Below are 17,346 nucleotides of genomic sequence, written 5' to 3'. Positions count from 1 at the left end.
TACAATGTCCGTTTTTTTTATTGAAAAGGATAGCCTCCTAATCCAGCGTGCTGCGATTTAGTCTCCAAGCATTCAGGATCACGGATACGGAGCTTAAACTCATAGCTGCCGCTGCAAGCATTGGCGACATTAAGATGCCGAATGCCGGGTAGAGAATGCCTGCAGCTACGGGAATTCCAATTACATTGTACAAAAATGCAAATGCTAGGTTTTGTTTGACGTTCTGTATCATCTGGTGGCTTAGTTTTATCGCTTTGCTGACACCGCTGAGATCTCCTTTCACCAAGGTTATTTCCGCACTATGTATGGCGATATCGGTTCCTGTTCCCATAGCGATTCCTATATCTGCCTGTGTTAGTGCTGGCGCATCATTGATGCCATCGCCTGCCATCGCGACGACCTTGTGCTGCTGTTGGAGTACCTTTACTTCGTCCAATTTATCGGCAGGTAACATGGACGAATGTACCTGTTTGATGCCTGTTTTTTGTGCTACAAGCTGAGCGCTTTGTTCATTATCGCCGGTAAACATATGTACACTGATACCGAGTTGCTGCAGGGCGGCGATAGCGTCACGGCTACTTGCTTTGACTTCATCACTTACAGCAAGCATACCGACGCACTGTTGGTCTATCGCGAGTAGCGAAACACTGTGCCCCTGTTGCTCGGCCTGTGCGATTTCTTGTTCTATAGTCTGTGACAGTGCGATATGATGATCACGGAGTAGCTTCCTGTTCCCCAGTAGTACCTGCATGTGGAATATCTTGCCAGACACACCCTTGCCCGCGATATTTTCAAATTGGATGACATCCAAGAGCTGCAAAGACTTTGCCTTCGCCTGTTGTAACATCGCATTTGCCAGCGGATGGGAGCTACTTTTGTTGACAGATGCGGCGATCTGCAACACATCCGCTTCCTTAAACTTGGCGGTATCGAACGTATGTACATAAGATACCTGCGGTTTGCCTTCGGTGAGGGTACCGGTTTTATCGACAACCAAGGTGTCCACCTGTTGTAATCGCTCGAACGAAGCTGCATTCTTGATTAAAATTCCGTTTTTTGCACCTTTCCCGATGCCCACCATGACCGACATTGGGGTAGCGAGGCCCAATGCACAGGGGCAAGCGACAATGAGTACGGCAATCATATTTGTGAAAGCAAAGGCAAATCGGTCTTCATGACCTGCAAAAAACCAAAGTGCAAAAGTAAGTATGGCCGCGCCAATAACAATAGGGACGAAAATGCTTGATATTTTGTCGCTGCGTTTTTGAATGGGGGCTTGGCTACGACTGGCATCATTTACCAGCTGGATAATCTGTGCCAACATGGTGTTGCTACCGATGTGCTTGGCCTTCATGATAAAACTGTGATTGCCATTCAAGGTGCCCCCAATGACCGTATCGCCTACATATTTCTCGATAGGAAGTGGTTCTCCACTGATCATAGATTCGTCAACGCTACTTCCACCTTCGGTAATTTCGCCATCTATTGGCACCTTGTCGCCAGGACGAACACGCAACAAATCACCCACACGGATGGCGGACACCGCAATGCGTTTTTCTTCAGCTCCCTCGATACGGATCGCTTCGTGCGGCGATAGTTTTATGAGCTCTTTGATAGCGCTACTGGTTTTTGCATGCGCTTTAGCTTCCATCAATTGCCCCAATAGAACAAGTGTTAAAATCACGCACACCGATTCGAAGTAAAGCGGTACGCCGTGATGTGCAGTATGCTCCTGCGGAAGCACAGCTGGGAAAAATAGCGCCAGTAGACTGTAAAGAAATGCTGCGCCAGCGCCCAGACCAATCAAACTGAACATATTCAGTTTCCAAGATCGAAAGGAGGTCCATGCCCGTTCAAAAAACATCCGGCAGGTATAAAATACAACGGGAAGGGTCAATAGCAATTGTATCCAACCGTTGGTCTGCGGGGCTATCAATCGACTGACTGGCGCTCCTGGCAACATATCGCCCATGGCGAGCAGGAAAACGGGCAAGGTAAATGCCACACTGATCCAAAGTTTTTTGCGTAGATCCTGATAAACAGGGTCGCCACTTTCCGGAGTCTGATTGGCAAGGAGGTCCATCCCACAGATAGGGCAATTGCCGGGATGGTCTTGTTGTACTTCAGGGTGCATCGGACAGCTATAGACCACCTGTAGGGTCAATTCCGGAATTTTTTCTAGGTTCATACCACATACGGGGCAGGAGCCGAATGTATCATAGACCTTGTCGCCTTCGCACATCATCGGGCAATAGTATTTTCCCGCGTTGGATGCCGACGGTTGTGGCGTGTTCTTGCGATGCTGATGTGCATCGTTACCTACCAACGACTCGATGGGCACAAGGTGCATATTGCACACTGGACAACGTCCTTTTTCGCTGTAGGTTTTTTCTTCGCCTTCGCAATACATCGGGCATACGTAGGTGCTGCTGGCGGAGTCAGCGATTGCGACGGGCACCTGTTCTACCTCGGCATCAACTTCATGGATTTCATAGTGCGCTAATGGAGCGAGTTGCTCCTGCAGTTCTGCTAGGGTATACTTTTTTTCGCTTTGTATGTCGACTAAGCCCGTTTCCAACGTTACGTTGGCCTGTACGCCTTCCAGCTCATTAAGCTTGCGCTGCACGCTAGCTTGGCAGCCACTGCAGGTCATTCCCCATATTTTGTATTGCTTGTTCATGTTGTTTCGTTTTTATTTTCTTGTCCACAGCAAGGTTGTAAACTGTCGTTCTACTTGATCGCCAGCTTTGCTTGTAACCTGCTCTTTGCCGTGATGACTATCGCAGTATTCGAGCAGTTTATTATCTGCCAAGTTGCGAAGTTCGGCTTCCTCATACAAGGTAAAGCCGTAGGCTGTAAAAGGCAGGCTTTCCATAAACGTTCGGTCCGCAAATGTGATGGCTAATTTACCGGCAGGTCGAAGTATCAACGCAAGATCATGTATAAGGGATGCTGGATCTTGGACAAAATAAATAGTGTTAACCAAGAAAATGGAGTCGAATATTGGCTCTTGGAATGGTATATTTTTTCCGTCATAAATCTGGAAACTGGCCGATTTTTTTTCTACAGCCTCTTTGTTGTTGCGCATGGCTTCTTGTTGCATGGTCTCAGACACGTCAAGCCCGAAGTAGAGCAAGCTTGGACGCTCTTGGAATAGGGCTGATACATGCCCGGCGTTGCCATGCCCCAGCTCTAGCACCTGCTGTCCTGCTTGAAGGGATAGGGATTGGATCGCTTGTTTTGTCATATTGCTATTGGTCTGCTCCATCATGCGGGAAATATCTTTTCCGATATTGCCCCTAGGATGAGCCAATTGTGCCGCTAGCTGCTTTAATTCCTCTGTACTTGCCATATATATCCTAATTGCGATTATGTTTCTCAAAGTACCGCATTTTTGTGCAGGATTATGTTATACAATTTCAGCAATGATTTGCAAAATTATAGGGGAGCGTGGGATAAGGGGGAATAAGCTTAGAGCATATCCAATTGCCTTCTGAAGTTTTTGGCAGACTTTTTATAAGCACTGGGGCTGAGCCCAGTAATTTTTTTAAACTGGTTGCTGAGGTGTGCCACACTGCTGTAGTGTAGTTGGTAGGCAATTTCATTGATGTTGAATTCACCATAGGTCAACAATTCTTTGACACGTTCTACCTTTTGCAGAATTAGGTATTTTTCGATAGTCGTATGTTTTATTTGGCTAAACGTATTACTAAGGCTAGCATAGTCCTTGTTTAGATAGTCAGCAAGATAGGTTGAGATGTTGGGTGGCGCATCTGCTGTGTCACGGCGCACTAGCAGGATAATAGCTGCTTTTATCTGTTCGACAAGGCGAGCTTTTGGATCGAGCAATAACTCAAATCCCAAATCCCGCAGCCGTTGTTCTAAGGCGTCGATTTTTCCATCGGTTTCGGTTTCTTCAATTTCGATTTCACCAAGCTCCACCCTTACGGGGCTAAGGCCAACATGGGTAAGTTCGGATCGTACCGCCATTTTACAGCGATCGCAAACCATATTTTTGATGAAAAGTTTCATAGCTCTTTGGAATGGATGCGGATAAAACTACGAAAAAAAGCAAACAGTCGACACGTAACAATCCCGATATTGACTTTAGCTTTACTTTTTGATGTCAAAAAAATAGCTATCTTGGGCTAGACTAATCCGTAAACCATCGATATAATGGAGTTTAATAATTTTTCTTCCGAAGTCCGTGTCGGCGTTATTGGAATAAAGGGGATGGGCTGGCATAATTTGGAAGCCATACTAAAGGTCGAAGGCGTTCGCTGCACGGCCATTTGCGACATTGATGACGCTGTGCTGGCGCAGCGAGGCAAGCAGCTAAGCGAGATCGGCGTTGTTCCGAAACACTATAAAGATTTTAATGCAATGCTGGCAGATCCAGAAGTGGACGTGGTGATCATCGCTACGCCGGATCATTGGCATTGCCTGCAAGCGATTGCCGCTATGGAGGCGGGAAAAGATGTGTATGTCGAGAAACCGTTGGCCAATTCCATCGTGGAGTGCGACGCCCTGATTAAAGCCAAGCAGGCATCAGATCGAATTGTTCAAGTAGGGCAATGGCAGCGTAGCCAACGCCATTTCCAAGATGCCGTAGCTTTTGTGCATAGTGGTAAGCTTGGTAAAATAAGGACTGTAAAAGCTTGGGCCTATCTAGGCTGGAAGCAACGTGTTCCAGAAAAAACCGATGCGCCCGTGCCGGCAGGCGTCGACTACTTAAGTTGGGAGGGGCCGGCCCAAAGACATCCGTTTAACCCAAACCGTTTTCACTACGACTTTCGCTGGTACTGGGATTATGCTGGCGGGTTGATGACAGATTGGGGCGTACATCTTTTGGATTACGCGTTGTTGGGCATGAAAGCTTCCACGCCGAAATCCATTATGGCGACAGGCGGAAAATTTGCTTATCCCGAAGATGCAGGCGACACACCAGATACGCTAACGACCGTATACGAGTTTGACGGCTTCAATATTATTTGGGAACATGCGACGAGTATCAGCAATGGTCCTTACGGACGCGAGCATGGAATCGCTTTCATTGGCAATAAAGGGACGCTGGTTTTGGATAGAGGCGGTTGGGAAGTAATTGCCGAGAATGATCGCATGGAGCCGGTACCTTTACAAAAAAGGCAGGATGCCGGGTTGGAGCTGCACATGGTCAATTTTATAGACGCTGTACGCCGTCGTGCACCGGAAATTATAAAAGCACCGGTTGAAGAAGCTGCCCATATCGCCAAACTGTCGCATATGGGGAATATTGCCTATCGAACAGGACAAAAGCTGACTTGGAATGCAAAGAAAGGACGCTTTTCGGAAAAGCCGGCCAACGAATACCTTGCTGCTCGCTACCATAATGGTTATAAATTTCCTAAAACCTAGATCTTAAATCGGAATTGTTCTTAAACCTGACATATGAAAAGAAAAGATTTTATTAAACAGGCTACGCTGCTAGCTGCATCCAGTGTTTTCCTAAAATCGCATGCATTTACGCGTGCCGACGCTCCACTTCGTGTAGGACTGATTGGCGTGAATGGCATGGGGTGGTCAAACCTGAATGCCATACTTAAACAAAAAGGCGTACAGTGTACAGCGCTTTGTGATGTGGACGAACGTATTTTGGATAAGCGGATCAAGGAGCTTGCAGAAAGAAAGATTGAGGTTAAGCGATTTATCGACTACAAAAGCCTGTTGCAATCCGATCTGGTGGATGCTGTGATCATCGGCACGCCCGATCATTGGCATTGTTTGCAAATGGTAGATGCTGTGCAGGCAGGAAAACATGTTTATGTTGAAAAGCCTATTGGTAACTCAATACGTGAGTGCGAAATTATGCAGGCTGCGGCGGCGAAAAGTGATAAGATGGTTCAGGTGGGACAGTGGCAACGTAGCCAACAACATTTTAAGGATGCTATTGCTTATGTACATAGTGGTAAACTGGGCAAGATTCGCTTGGTGAAGGCCTGGGCCTACCAAGGATGGATGAAAAGCATTCCTGTGAAAGCCGATGAGGCAGTTCCAACAGGCGTTCACTACGACAAATGGTTGGGCCCTGCGGCAAAGCGTCCCTTTAACCCGAATAGGTTTCATTTCGAATTTCGCTGGTTTTGGGATTATGCGGGTGGGCTGATGACCGACTGGGGTGTACACATGTTGGACTATGCCCTAATGGGGATGAAGGTGTCAGACCCTAAGTCGATTATGGCGGCCGGCGGTAAATTCGCCTATCCAGACGATGCGGCACAAACTCCAGACACCTTAACCACTGTTTTTGAATTTGAGGGTTTTAATATTCAATGGGAGCATGCCAATGGTATTGACTTAGGTCCCTATAACAAGAATCACGGTGTGGCTTTTATTGGTAATAACGGCACACTTGTGCTGAACCGTGAAGGCTGGGAGGTGATCCCCGAAAAGGGGCGTATGGATGCTGTTACCTTTCAGAAATCGGTAGACAACGGTTTGGATAAGCATATGTTGAATTTTGTTGAAGCCATACAGCGTAAGGATAAGAAACATCTACATGCACCTATTGAGGCGGGGGCGCATATTGCGATTTTCTCGCAAATGGGGAATATCGCCTATCGAACAGGAAAAAAATTGTTTTGGGATCGCGATAAACGTCAGTTTAGCGATAAAGAAGCCAATAAATACTTACAGGCAAACTACCATAATGGCTTTAAATTGCCCGTAGTGTAGCTTGTTCTGGGGAATATGCTGTGGCCTAAGTTACTTTTCTAATTTATTGGGAGCGTAATTTAGGCCACAATGTTTGCAGGTGCATCCTATGGATCCGCTTTTCGGTTCCGTTTTCTGATAGTTCATGGTTGATAAGGTAAAGAGGGATTCAATAAACAAGCGCAGATGCTTGTTGGTATCTTTCGTCGATAAACTGTTGGCGGTATTACACTGCGGGCAAATAGAATGCGTTTCATCGAAACGCAAGGAACTCGACTCGTCGATTAAATTGTTGGCCTGTTCGATGTCTCCCGATAAGACATGCAATTGGATAGCCGTAGACGATGCGTCTTGGTCTTCACCGGATGCTATGTATCGAAGTTCACAGCGGATCCCTTCACTTTCCAATTTTACTTTAAGCAGATGGGCGTCAACGGGGTTGTTGACTGTTTTTATTGTAACCATTTGGATTTGAAATAGAAGTAATGTTTGAATGTACATATAAATCATGAGATTTATAATATTATCCTTATTTTTCGTTAGCATAATTCATGCTTAACGTTGCCTGCCGTTGCATAACTTGCAAAACTGCTCGAAATTTTGTATATTTGCGGTATACCTCACTTCACTATCTTCTTTGCTTACGATAGCATGGAAAACTAAGGTGTCTTGCGAGACATAATTATCTATTTATTTTAAAATCACTGAATGGGAAAAAGCCAGATTACATTTAACAAAAAGGAACGCGTAAAAAAGCAACAGCTTAAGAGACAGCATAAGCTCGAAAAGAGAGAAATGCACAAAATGGACAATGACAAGGGTAAATCATTGGAAGATATGTTTGCCTACGTGGATGAGTTCGGGAATATATCCAATACCCCTCCAGAAAAGAAGTACGAATTCAAAGAAGAAGATCTTCACCGACCGGTAGACGTTGATGAATATCAACATGGTAAGGTTTCGTACTACAATGAGCAAGGGCATTATGGTTTTATTCGCGACAACTTAACGAGCCAAACCGTGTATTTCAACGATAATTTAGCTGGTAAAGTTTTACAGTTAAACCAAAAAGTAAAATATAAGTCGGTTCGTACAAAGCAAGGAAACCAGATATCCGAGGTATTGGTAGAGGCGTAATTGTTTAATATTTCATAAAAAAAGGCGGTCATAAGTTTATTATGTTCCGCCTTTTTTCGTTAATTATACCTGATAATCCCTATTTTTAAAGTATATCGAGTAGGTCGATAGCTACTAAACACGTTTAAGCAGATAACATGGAAAAAGTAAATTGGGGAATGATCGGTGTGGGCGACGTCACAGAAGTAAAAAGCGGACCGGCCTTGTATAAGGTAGCGCACTCTTCTTTAGTCGCCGTTACATCTAGAACATATGAGAAAGCCGTGGATTACGCGCAGCGACACAAGGTCGAGAAGGTATACCGTGCATGGGAAGACATGTTGGAGGATCCTGAAATTTCGATTGTCTATGTGGCCACACCGCCAGACACCCATAAGGAGTTTGCAATACGCGCGATGGAGGCGGGAAAGGATGTTTATGTGGAAAAGCCTATGGCGCTCTCGGTAAGGGAGGCGGAGGAGATGATTGAAGTTGCAAATCGAACGGGACGTCGACTTTTTGTGGCATTTTACAGACGGAGCCTTCCTTACTTTCAGAAGGTGAAGCAGCTGCTGGAGCAAGGCAGTATAGGAAAGATTTTAGCGGTGTCGGTGCGCCTGATGAAAGCGCCCTTATCGACCGACTTAGATCCGGCGAAACATACCTGGCGGATCGATAAAAAGGTAGGCGGAGAGGGATATTTTGTCGATTTAGCACCCCACAGCATGGATATACTTGACTACTTAATTTCGCCCATTGACGATGTTCAAGGACGTGCGGTCAATTTGGCGGGTAATTACGATGTTGCTGATACGGTTACCGCGGTATGGAAACATCGTAATGGTGTCTTGGGTAATGCGGTTTGGTGTTTTTCCACTACGGCAGGAAGTGCACAAGATGAGATTGTTATTGTCGGTACCGAAGGTCAGCTGACATGCGGAACCTTTGATTTCAAGCCTATAGAATTGCTTACTGAAAGTGGAAAAACGTTATTTGACTATGAAAGGCCCTTACATATACAGCAAGGTTTGATAAGCGCTATTGTGGATGAACTGCGCGGACAGGGCGATTGCCCCTCGACAGGAGAAACGGCGTTGCGTGCAACAAAAATTATCGAAGCTATACTAATGGGCTAATGGAAAAATGCGCATTTCCATAGTACTTTGCGAAATGCGCATCTTACCTTAAGATACTTTAAATGCTTGACGTGCTAGCAACTGCCACTGTCCCTTGACCTTAACCCAAGTTAGCACAATGCCTATTTTGACATCCGCTGGCCCTTTTCCCGGGTCATCGGTTTTTGCTTCTAATATATGACGCACAACAGCTGTATTGCCTACGGTCTGTATCGTCTGGTCTTTTAGATTGATTTCTTTGAATACAGAGGCGCCCGAAACTAGGGTTTCGACAAATTGTTTTTTACTTTCAATCTTTCCACTCGAATGGCCGTACGTTAATTCGTCGGCGCTGAGTTTGTTCAAAATTGATGCGTCAGGTTTGAGCATAGCTTGTTTAAGCGTTTCAACGGCTGTTTCTACCTGTTGTTTGGATTGTACTTGTGCGTTTGCCTTAGGAAAACAGGCGAAACAAGCCAGAACAGCAAGGAATGATGTTAGGGTTTTGCTAAAAGTCATCAGGATTATAAATTTGTTCACACCAATATAGGAACAGCTTGGGATTGTTACAACTCTTTTTTTAAGAAATAGATCATACGCTCATTGGTGACGATAAATAGATCAGGAATTGACTTGTTTTTTACTCAAATTGGCGGGATGTGCCTATGGCCGTGAAAAAATGTTTCCGATAAAAATACGCGATAACATATGTATAAATACTTGTTTTTTGTTTTGATACCTGTTGTTTTTATCACGCGGGTCCCAATATACGGTTTTTGACAACAGCATCATGCCAAGAAGCAGCCGCAGGATTTACGATGGTTGCAGTAGTTCTTATACGAAAGCTGTTCATTTTCAGGTGTCATGGGACTCCCTGTTTTACAATGGAAGGTCTGCAATATATTTTACGGGAGGATAACCTGCATTTACGTTTGGAAAGATGTATATTTATAGAACAAAAACGCGCCCTAAATTGGATTGATTTTTGATGATAGAGGGCGTGCCGAAACATTTCGTTTTGGGACAACTATTAACTTATAAAAGGGCTAAACTTTTGTTATAGCGGTATGCGCTTGGTTATTTAAACGTTTTGCGGAATGACCATGGCTTCGTACTTTACATTCAATATGGTATAGATGATTCTGATAGTCGATGACAAACCTGAAAATATATTTTCGCTAAAAAAGCTTTTAGAGTCGAAGGATTTTTCGGTGGATACTGCCTTGTCGGGCGAAGAGGCTTTGAAGAAGGTGCTTCGCAATGATTATGCGTTAATTATTTTAGACGTACAGATGCCCGGTATTGATGGATTTGAAGTTGCCGAAACATTGTCAGGCTTCAGCAAAACAAGGGATATTCCAATTATTTTTTTATCAGCCGTTAACACCGATAAAAAGTTTATCACACGGGGATATGCATCCGGTGGAATTGACTATGTCACCAAACCCGTCGACCCGGATATCCTGATATTGAAAGTGAAGACCTTTTACAGGCTATATGAGCAAACTTTAGCCCTAAACGAGACGCAACGTATACTTCGTAGTGAAATCGAAAGTCGCAAACAAGCGCAGGAAGCGTTAAAGGAACGGGTCGATTACCTTCATCTTATTTTGGAATCCCTGCCACAGATAGCCTTCACAGCAAATAGCGATGGCAAGATAGATTTTGTCAACAATAAGTGGTTTCGATATTCTAATTCGGCAACTCTGTTTCCCGACACGGCTGCTGGAGATCCGGCTATAGAAGAGGAATGGGCTGCTTCGATGGTGAAAAGTACGCCATTAGAGATGGAAGTTCGGATCAAAGAGATCAGCGCTGACAGTTTTCGTTCCCATTTGTTGCGTATTATCCCCATAAAGGAACAGGGCCATAGCTCTCGTTGGGTAGGAACATTCACCGATATTGAAGATCGGAAGCAGGTAGAGAAAAAGAAGGATGAATTTTTGAGTATCGCTAGCCACGAGTTGAAAACGCCGTTGACAAGTATCAAGGCCTATACGCAGCTCTTAGGACGCACGGTAACCATTGACGAAGAACACCCTGCAAATAAATATATTGATAAAGTACAGGTGCAGGTGGCTAAGCTAAATAGCTTAATAGCAGACTTATTAGATATTTCTAAAATCGACAATGGAAAGCTTAAAATGAACATGCGTCCATTTAACTTCGAGGATCTACTGGTCAATGCTATCGACACGATTTGCCATACCCATGAGAAACTTCCAGATATTATTCGCACGGGAGACTCTTTGGATGTTGGTGTATTGGGTGATGAGATTCGTATTGAGCAGGTGTTGATCAATTATTTAACGAATGCCATTAAGTATTCGCCCAATAGTGAGCAGGTTATCGTCAATACGGTGCGTGATTCCCACACGGTGAAGGTGGAAGTGAAGGATTTTGGCATAGGCATTCCCGTACATAAGCAGCAGGACATCTTTAATAAATTTTACCGCGTGGAGGAATCTTCGGTGAAATTTCAGGGCTTAGGTATTGGACTTTACATTTGTTCGGAAATTATTCGCCAGCATCAGGGCACTTTTGGTCTCGAAAGTGAATTGGGAAAGGGCTCCACTTTTTATTTTACCATACCACTAAATTAACAATATGCCAAGAAAATTCCTGCGAAACCTTCAAGTTGGGTTCGGTATTTCGCTCGTTATACTGATAGCCAGCTCTGCTGCTTCGTACATCAGTATTCAGGATCAAATCAGTAATCGGGAGAAAGTAGACCATACACGAAGGGCCATCGCTGCGGCAAATAGTATTTTAAGCGATCTGCAGAATGCAGAAACCGGACAACGTGGTTTTCACCTCACAGGGAGGGATGCCTTTCTAGAACCTTATAATTTAAGCTTGGCATCGCTGCCTAAATCGCTAGCTAGGGCTTCGAGACTCACTGCGGATAACCCCTTGCAGGTTAAGCGGCTTGATACCTTGAAGACTGTCATTGAATCACGCACAGCAATTTTAGCCAATCTTGTGGCAGGTAGACGACGCGGAGAGCCAATCACTATTAGCCAGCTGGAAGAAGGGAAACTTTACATGGATAGCTGTAGGGTGGTTATTTCTAGATTTATACAGCATGAAGAGTCGTTATTGGATGGTAGACGCAAAACTTTGGATAGCTCGTCTTCGTATACAGCCGTGTTCATCATTATCGCTGCGCTTCTATCACTCTTGATCACGGTTATTTTTTATTTGCGGATTCGAGACGATTTTAAGAAAAGGGAAGAGCTACAACATGCGCTGAAAAAGAAGGATGAAGAGATTTCCAAACGATTGAGCTTAATACAGCGCGTGGCTTATCAAATTGCTCATGGGGACTACTCGACACGCATTGAAGATAATGAGCAAGACGATTTGGGTAGCTTGGCGGTATCATTGAATGATATGACCGATGCACTGAAGCAATCGTTTGACGAGTTGAATGACAACGAATGGAGACAGGAAGGCTTGGCGTTATTGAACGACAAATTGATGGGCAATAAGAGTGAGCAGCTCATTGCAAAAGATGTGCTGCAGCATTTGGTCGACTATGGCGAGTGTCTGAACGGGGCATTTTACCTTTTCGAAGGCGAAGCTTTGCATTTGCAGGCGGCCTACGGCTTGGAAGATACGATGAAAGACATTTATGCTCCGGGGGAAGGAATGGTTGGTCAGGTATTCTTGGACGCGAAAGAGAAAGTAGTCAAGGATATTGGATCTAATGGTGGTTTTGTGGTCAGTTTCGCCAGTGGCGCTATGCAGATCAATCAGCTTGTGCTCTTACCAATATTGTTGGAGGGTAATTGCATTGGCGTGGTGGAGTTAGGCGCCTTGCAGGCGATTGATGGCTTCACACTGGCCTTCTTTAAAGAAGCAACAACTAATGTAGCTCGAGCACTTGCTGCAGCGAAAAGTCGCAGGCAAGTGCAGACGCTTTTAGAAGAGACACAGGCTCAAGCAGAAGAATTGCAAACACAACATGGCGAACTCGAGAACCTCAATACAGAGTTGGAGGCACAAACACAAAAATTGCAGGCTTCGGAAGAAGAACTGAAGGTGCAGCAGGAGGAATTGCTACAGTCTAATCAAGAGCTCGAAGAGCGGTCTAAATTACTAGAAGAGAAGAACCAGTTGATCGCTGAGCGTAATTTGGAAATTCAGCAAAAGGCAGAAGAACTGGCCTTGAGTACCAAGTACAAGTCGGAGTTTTTGGCTAATATGTCGCACGAATTGCGCACGCCGCTCAATTCGATTTTACTTTTGTCGCGCCTTATGTCGGAGAATACCGAAGAAAACCTGAATGAGGAACAGATAGAATCGGCACTAGTTATTCAGAGCTCAGGTACTAGTTTACTGAGTCTTATTGATGAGATTTTGGACCTTTCGAAGATCGAATCCGGAAAAATGGAATTAGAATATACGGCTGTAAACCTGTCGGATGTAGTTCGAGATCTCCATAATTTATTTACACCGTTGGTGCAAGAAAAGTCTTTAGATTTTGGTATTCATCTATCGGCGGAGCTTGAACAGACCTTAGAAACGGATAGGCTTAGATTGGATCAGGTTTTACGTAATCTGCTTGCCAATGCGATCAAGTTCACGAACAAGGGACGTGTTGAACTTATTATTGAGCAGTACGAGCATGATAGTCGTTTTATTGCGTTTTCGGTGGTGGATACTGGAATAGGAATCGCCTATGATAAGCAACTGGTTATTTTTGAAGCCTTTCAGCAGGCTGACGGCTCTACCAGACGGAAATTTGGTGGTACCGGTCTAGGTTTGTCTATCAGTCGCGAGATAGCCCGTTTATTGGGGGGCGAAATAAGGCTCGCCAGTAAGGAAAATGAGGGTAGTACATTTACGCTTCTTGTGCCGAAAGAAAGAGCAACGAAAGCTGTAAAACCAGTGACGGATGAGTTAATTGAAATTATCAGCTCGGATGTTAACGAAGTAAAGACGTTGATCGCTGACCAAGAAACGAGTTACACGACGGAGAACATTCCTGATGAGGTGGACGATGACCGTCATAACATACAGCCCGGAGATCCTGTTATCTTGATTGTTGAGGATGATACCAATTTTGCAAAGGCACTTCTGAAGTATACGCGTCAACAAAATTATAAGGGTATTGTGGTGGTGCGCGGTGATTTAGCGGCTGAGGCGGCATTGACCTACAAGCCGCTCGCGATTTTGTTGGATATCCAATTGCCGGTTAAAGATGGTTGGCAGGTGATGGATGAGATCAAGGGAAATGTCGCAACACGTCATATTCCTGTACACATCATGTCATCGATGCAGGTCAAGAAAGAAAGCCTACTAAAGGGGGCCATCGATTTTATCAATAAGCCTATAGCATTAGAGAGAATCGGCGATATGTTTAAACGTATCGAACATGCATTGAGCGTGCACCCTAAGAAAGTGCTTATTGTCGAGGAAAATCCAAAACATGCCATGGCGCTTTCTTATTTCTTGGGTAGTTTTGATATTGTTTCTGAAATCAAAAATAATGTTGAAGATAGCGTTAGGGCGCTAGCATCCGATGAGGTCAACTGTGTCATCTTGGATATGGGTGTGCCCGATAAATCGGGGTACGAAACGTTGGAAGCGATCAAGAAAAATGAGGGATTGGAGAATTTGCCGATCATCATCTTTACCGGAAAAAACCTTTCCCAAGCGGAGGAAGTTCGTATTAAGCAGTACGCTGATTCCATTGTTATTAAAACAGCCCATTCTTACCAACGGATTTTGGACGAGGTGGGTTTATTTTTGCACCTTGTTGAGGAACGAAAAACAGATTCGGTAAAAAAGGCGGGCAGCAAGCTGGGCTCGCTGAATGAAGTTTTGAATGGCAAGACAGTACTTATTGCAGATGATGATGTGCGTAATATTTTCTCCTTGACCAAGGCTTTGGAGAAATATCAAATGCGTATTGTATCGGCTATTGATGGAAAAGAAGCACTCACACAATTACAAAACAATCCGGACGTTTCAATTGTCCTTATGGATATGATGATGCCTGAGATGGATGGCTATGAAACAATCAAGCTTATTCGGGCACAGCCACAGTATGCGCGGTTGCCGATTATGGCCGTAACCGCGAAGGCAATGACCGGAGATAGGGAACGCTGTATTTTGGCAGGTGCATCGGATTACATTTCTAAGCCCGTAGATATTGATCAGCTGCTTTCTTTGTTAAGAGTTTGGTTATATGAAAACTAATGGAAGCTAGCAAAATACCTATGAATAATCTGGTTTTGATCATTGATGACGATAGCCGAAACATCTTTGCGTTACGTCTAGTGTTGAAGGCTCGGGGATACGCCGTGATATCGGCGAACAATGTACCTGAAGGACTACGCTTGATAGCGGAGAACCCGCAGGTAAGTGTAGTGCTGATGGATATGATGATTCCGGAAATGGATGGCTACACCGCGATACGGATGATAAGGGAGCAGGCTAGTTTTGCTGAAATGCCCATAATCGCGGTTACGGCGCAGGCGATGTCAGGCGATCGGGAAAAATGCATCGCCGCAGGCGCAAATGGTTACGTGTCCAAGCCTGTAGATATTGATAAATTAGTGGCAGTTATTGAAAAGGTATGTTAGATGTTGGAACCGAATGTAATTAAAGACGAGGAACTGGAGATCTTGTTAGCCGACGTATTCAGTTTGTATGGCTACGATTTTACCCAGTATAGCAAAGCTTCTCTCAAGCGAAGGGTGAATAGGATTTGTCTGATCGATAAATTCACAAGTTTCGCGGAACTCCGATACCGTTTGCTCAATCATCCGGAATACTTACAGCGTTTTGTAGAAGAGATTACCGTAAATGTTACGGAGATGTTTCGTGATCCTAGTTTTTTTAGAGCTCTTCGGGAGAATGTTTTGCCTCAGCTTGGTACATATCCCTTTATCCGGATTTGGGTTGCAGGTTGTTCAACAGGCGAGGAGGCCTATTCTATCGCCATCTTGTTACGTGAAGCAAACTTGTATAGCCGTTCGTTGATTTATGCTACCGATTTAAATCCTGGCGTTCTGGAGAAAGCTGCCAAAGGCATTTTCCCCATAGCACAAATGAAGCAATATTCAGAAAACTATATCCTTTCTGGTGGCAAAGAGGACTTCTCTTCGTATTATATGGCCAACTATGACGTTGCAAAGTTTGATAAAAACTTGAGTGATAGAATGATCTTTTCGACGCATAACTTGGTTTCTGATAGCTCCTTTAACGAGTTTCAACTAGTGGTGTGTCGCAATGTGCTGATTTATTTTGAGAAGGATTTGCAAAACCATGTGTTTACCTTATTTGACGAAAGCTTGGATAACTTGGGTTTTTTAGCGCTGGGCGCTAAAGAAACGATTCGCTTCTCCAATTTGGAAAACAAGTATAGGCAATTGGATATGGAAAAAATTTGGCGCAAAAATATGTAGCATGATGAAACCTCAGCATTTACATAGCCGCGTTGAGCTGTTGTTAATTGGTGGATCGGCCGGTAGTCTAAAGGTGCTGTTAAAGCTGTTACCGCGCTTGCGTTCCGATCTGGAATTTCCGATCGTTATCGTGCTTCACCGGAAGGCAGATCCCGATTCGATACTTGATGTGCTGTTACGGAATCATACTAAACTGGCGGTGCTGGAGGCTGAAGATAAGATGGAATTACAAAAAGGCACAATTTACTTGGCTCCTCCAGATTATCACTTGTTGTTTGAAAGCAAACATTTGGTTTCTTTGGATTGTTCAGAGAAGCTGAACTATTCGAGGCCTTCTATCGATGTTTCGTTTCAGTCTGCGGCATTGGCATGCAAGGATAAATTGGTCGCAATTTTGCTGTCTGGAGCTAATGCGGATGGTGTAGAGGGTTTGCGCTATGTGAAATCACAAGATGGATTGGTATTCGTACAGGATCCAGATACCGCTGAGGTTGCCTATATGCCTAAACAGGCCATATTACAGACTAAGGTTGATGCCGTTTTAAAACCGGAGGATTTTGCGGATACAATCAATGCTTTGCGGAGAAATAAATGAAAAACAACGAAATTGAAATATAGCTATGAAAAACAAAACGATACTTATTTTTGACGATGATGTCAATATCCTCGAGGTATGTACCATTATCTTGGTGGATGCTGGATACACCGTCAAGATTTCGGAAACATCTCACGATATTATCGAGAAAGTTTCAGAGATTCATCCCGACATTATCTTGATGGACAATTGGATTCCTGAAATCGGTGGGATTGAAGCCACGCGCTTATTAAAAAAGCATGCAGATTATCAGCGCATACCTGTGGTGTACATTTCGGCTAATAACGACATTCATTTGTTGGCGGAAAAGGCCGGAGCGGATGCTTATTTAGCAAAGCCATTCGATATCACGGAATTAGAGAATACCGTGGAGCGTGTATTGGCAGAAGCGGAAGCTAAATAATAACTAAGA

15 protein-coding genes are annotated in these 17,346 nt (G+C 44.3%); 10 read left to right on the top strand and 5 right to left on the bottom strand.

Annotated features, from left to right (window positions below):
• Nucleotides 1-37: 37 nt before the first annotated feature.
• From SCB77_RS00865 to SCB77_RS00855, 3 genes are all read right to left on the bottom strand, one after another.
• Complete coding sequence (locus SCB77_RS00865; RefSeq protein ID WP_320184545.1) at nucleotides 38-2,680, bottom strand: heavy metal translocating P-type ATPase; 2,643 nt, start codon at nucleotides 2,678-2,680, stop codon at nucleotides 38-40.
• 12 nt (nucleotides 2,681-2,692) lie between these two features.
• Nucleotides 2,693-3,352 (bottom strand): class I SAM-dependent methyltransferase, encoded by a 660-nt coding sequence (locus SCB77_RS00860; protein WP_320184544.1) that lies wholly within the window; start codon nucleotides 3,350-3,352, stop codon nucleotides 2,693-2,695.
• A 119-nt stretch (nucleotides 3,353-3,471) separates the two neighbouring features.
• A complete protein-coding gene (locus SCB77_RS00855; RefSeq protein ID WP_320184543.1) occupies nucleotides 3,472-4,032 on the bottom strand; it encodes a helix-turn-helix domain-containing protein in 561 nt (186 codons plus the stop codon).
• Nucleotides 4,033-4,176: 144 nt separating this feature from the next.
• Between SCB77_RS00855 and SCB77_RS00850 the strand changes: the two genes are divergently transcribed.
• A complete protein-coding gene (locus SCB77_RS00850) occupies nucleotides 4,177-5,394 on the top strand; it encodes a Gfo/Idh/MocA family protein (protein WP_320184542.1) in 1,218 nt (405 codons plus the stop codon).
• Between the two features lie 33 nt (nucleotides 5,395-5,427).
• Nucleotides 5,428-6,711, top strand: coding sequence for a Gfo/Idh/MocA family protein (locus SCB77_RS00845; protein ID WP_320184541.1), 1,284 nt, complete (start codon nucleotides 5,428-5,430; stop codon nucleotides 6,709-6,711).
• Between the two features lie 30 nt (nucleotides 6,712-6,741).
• Here SCB77_RS00845 and SCB77_RS00840 read toward each other — a convergent pair whose 3' ends face one another.
• Entirely contained in the window at nucleotides 6,742-7,155 is a 414-nt protein-coding gene (locus SCB77_RS00840; RefSeq protein WP_320184540.1) for a putative signal transducing protein, read from the bottom strand.
• Nucleotides 7,156-7,398: 243 nt separating this feature from the next.
• Between SCB77_RS00840 and SCB77_RS00835 the strand changes: the two genes are divergently transcribed.
• Complete coding sequence (locus SCB77_RS00835) at nucleotides 7,399-7,827, top strand: cold-shock protein (protein ID WP_320184539.1); 429 nt, start codon at nucleotides 7,399-7,401, stop codon at nucleotides 7,825-7,827.
• A gap of 137 nt (nucleotides 7,828-7,964) precedes the next feature.
• Entirely contained in the window at nucleotides 7,965-8,942 is a 978-nt protein-coding gene (locus tag SCB77_RS00830) for a Gfo/Idh/MocA family protein (RefSeq protein WP_320184538.1), read from the top strand.
• A gap of 48 nt (nucleotides 8,943-8,990) precedes the next feature.
• On the opposite strand, the gene SCB77_RS00825 is transcribed toward SCB77_RS00830, so the two are convergent.
• Nucleotides 8,991-9,440, bottom strand: a complete 450-nt coding sequence (locus tag SCB77_RS00825; RefSeq protein ID WP_320184537.1) for a nuclear transport factor 2 family protein — start codon at nucleotides 9,438-9,440, stop codon at nucleotides 8,991-8,993.
• Nucleotides 9,441-10,057: 617 nt separating this feature from the next.
• Here SCB77_RS00825 and SCB77_RS00820 point away from each other — a divergent pair.
• From SCB77_RS00820 to SCB77_RS00795, 6 genes are read left to right on the top strand one after another with little or no spacing between them, the layout of a single operon-like run.
• Nucleotides 10,058-11,524, top strand: coding sequence for an ATP-binding response regulator (locus SCB77_RS00820; RefSeq protein WP_320184536.1), 1,467 nt, complete (start codon nucleotides 10,058-10,060; stop codon nucleotides 11,522-11,524).
• Between the two features lie 4 nt (nucleotides 11,525-11,528).
• Entirely contained in the window at nucleotides 11,529-15,128 is a 3,600-nt protein-coding gene (locus SCB77_RS00815; RefSeq protein WP_320184535.1) for a response regulator, read from the top strand.
• A gap of 20 nt (nucleotides 15,129-15,148) precedes the next feature.
• Nucleotides 15,149-15,514, top strand: coding sequence for a response regulator (locus SCB77_RS00810; protein WP_320184534.1), 366 nt, complete (start codon nucleotides 15,149-15,151; stop codon nucleotides 15,512-15,514).
• Nucleotides 15,515-16,339: a CheR family methyltransferase gene (locus tag SCB77_RS00805; protein ID WP_320184533.1), complete on the top strand. Its 825-nt coding sequence runs from the start codon at nucleotides 15,515-15,517 to the stop codon at nucleotides 16,337-16,339.
• Between the two features lies 1 nt (nucleotide 16,340).
• Entirely contained in the window at nucleotides 16,341-16,934 is a 594-nt protein-coding gene (locus SCB77_RS00800) for a chemotaxis protein CheB (protein ID WP_320184532.1), read from the top strand.
• Between the two features lie 25 nt (nucleotides 16,935-16,959).
• Nucleotides 16,960-17,337 carry a response regulator gene (locus SCB77_RS00795; protein ID WP_320184531.1) on the top strand — a complete coding sequence of 126 codons (378 nt, stop codon included), beginning with the start codon at nucleotides 16,960-16,962 and terminating at the stop codon, nucleotides 17,335-17,337.
• Nucleotides 17,338-17,346: the final 9 nt, after the last annotated feature.

Source organism: Sphingobacterium bambusae (assembly GCF_033955345.1).
Classification (GTDB): Bacteria; Bacteroidota; Bacteroidia; order Sphingobacteriales; family Sphingobacteriaceae; genus Sphingobacterium; species Sphingobacterium bambusae.
Note: the sequence above shows the minus strand (reverse complement) of the source record. Positions and strands in the feature narration are given on the sequence as shown.

Excerpts from the sequence above, each read along its gene's own strand:
- SCB77_RS00865 (WP_320184545.1), bottom strand. The coding sequence starts at position 2,680 with ATGAACAAGCAATACAAAATATGGGGAATGACCTGCAGTGGCTGCCAA.
- SCB77_RS00860 (WP_320184544.1), bottom strand. The coding sequence starts at position 3,352 with ATGGCAAGTACAGAGGAATTAAAGCAGCTAGCGGCACAATTGGCTCAT.
- SCB77_RS00855 (WP_320184543.1), bottom strand. The coding sequence starts at position 4,032 with ATGAAACTTTTCATCAAAAATATGGTTTGCGATCGCTGTAAAATGGCG.
- SCB77_RS00850 (WP_320184542.1), top strand. The coding sequence starts at position 4,177 with ATGGAGTTTAATAATTTTTCTTCCGAAGTCCGTGTCGGCGTTATTGGA.
- SCB77_RS00845 (WP_320184541.1), top strand. The coding sequence starts at position 5,428 with ATGAAAAGAAAAGATTTTATTAAACAGGCTACGCTGCTAGCTGCATCC.
- SCB77_RS00840 (WP_320184540.1), bottom strand. The coding sequence starts at position 7,155 with ATGGTTACAATAAAAACAGTCAACAACCCCGTTGACGCCCATCTGCTT.
- SCB77_RS00835 (WP_320184539.1), top strand. The coding sequence starts at position 7,399 with ATGGGAAAAAGCCAGATTACATTTAACAAAAAGGAACGCGTAAAAAAG.
- SCB77_RS00830 (WP_320184538.1), top strand. The coding sequence starts at position 7,965 with ATGGAAAAAGTAAATTGGGGAATGATCGGTGTGGGCGACGTCACAGAA.
- SCB77_RS00825 (WP_320184537.1), bottom strand. The coding sequence starts at position 9,440 with ATGACTTTTAGCAAAACCCTAACATCATTCCTTGCTGTTCTGGCTTGT.
- SCB77_RS00820 (WP_320184536.1), top strand. The coding sequence starts at position 10,058 with ATGATTCTGATAGTCGATGACAAACCTGAAAATATATTTTCGCTAAAA.
- SCB77_RS00815 (WP_320184535.1), top strand. The coding sequence starts at position 11,529 with ATGCCAAGAAAATTCCTGCGAAACCTTCAAGTTGGGTTCGGTATTTCG.
- SCB77_RS00810 (WP_320184534.1), top strand. The coding sequence starts at position 15,149 with ATGAATAATCTGGTTTTGATCATTGATGACGATAGCCGAAACATCTTT.
- SCB77_RS00805 (WP_320184533.1), top strand. The coding sequence starts at position 15,515 with ATGTTGGAACCGAATGTAATTAAAGACGAGGAACTGGAGATCTTGTTA.
- SCB77_RS00800 (WP_320184532.1), top strand. The coding sequence starts at position 16,341 with ATGATGAAACCTCAGCATTTACATAGCCGCGTTGAGCTGTTGTTAATT.
- SCB77_RS00795 (WP_320184531.1), top strand. The coding sequence starts at position 16,960 with ATGAAAAACAAAACGATACTTATTTTTGACGATGATGTCAATATCCTC.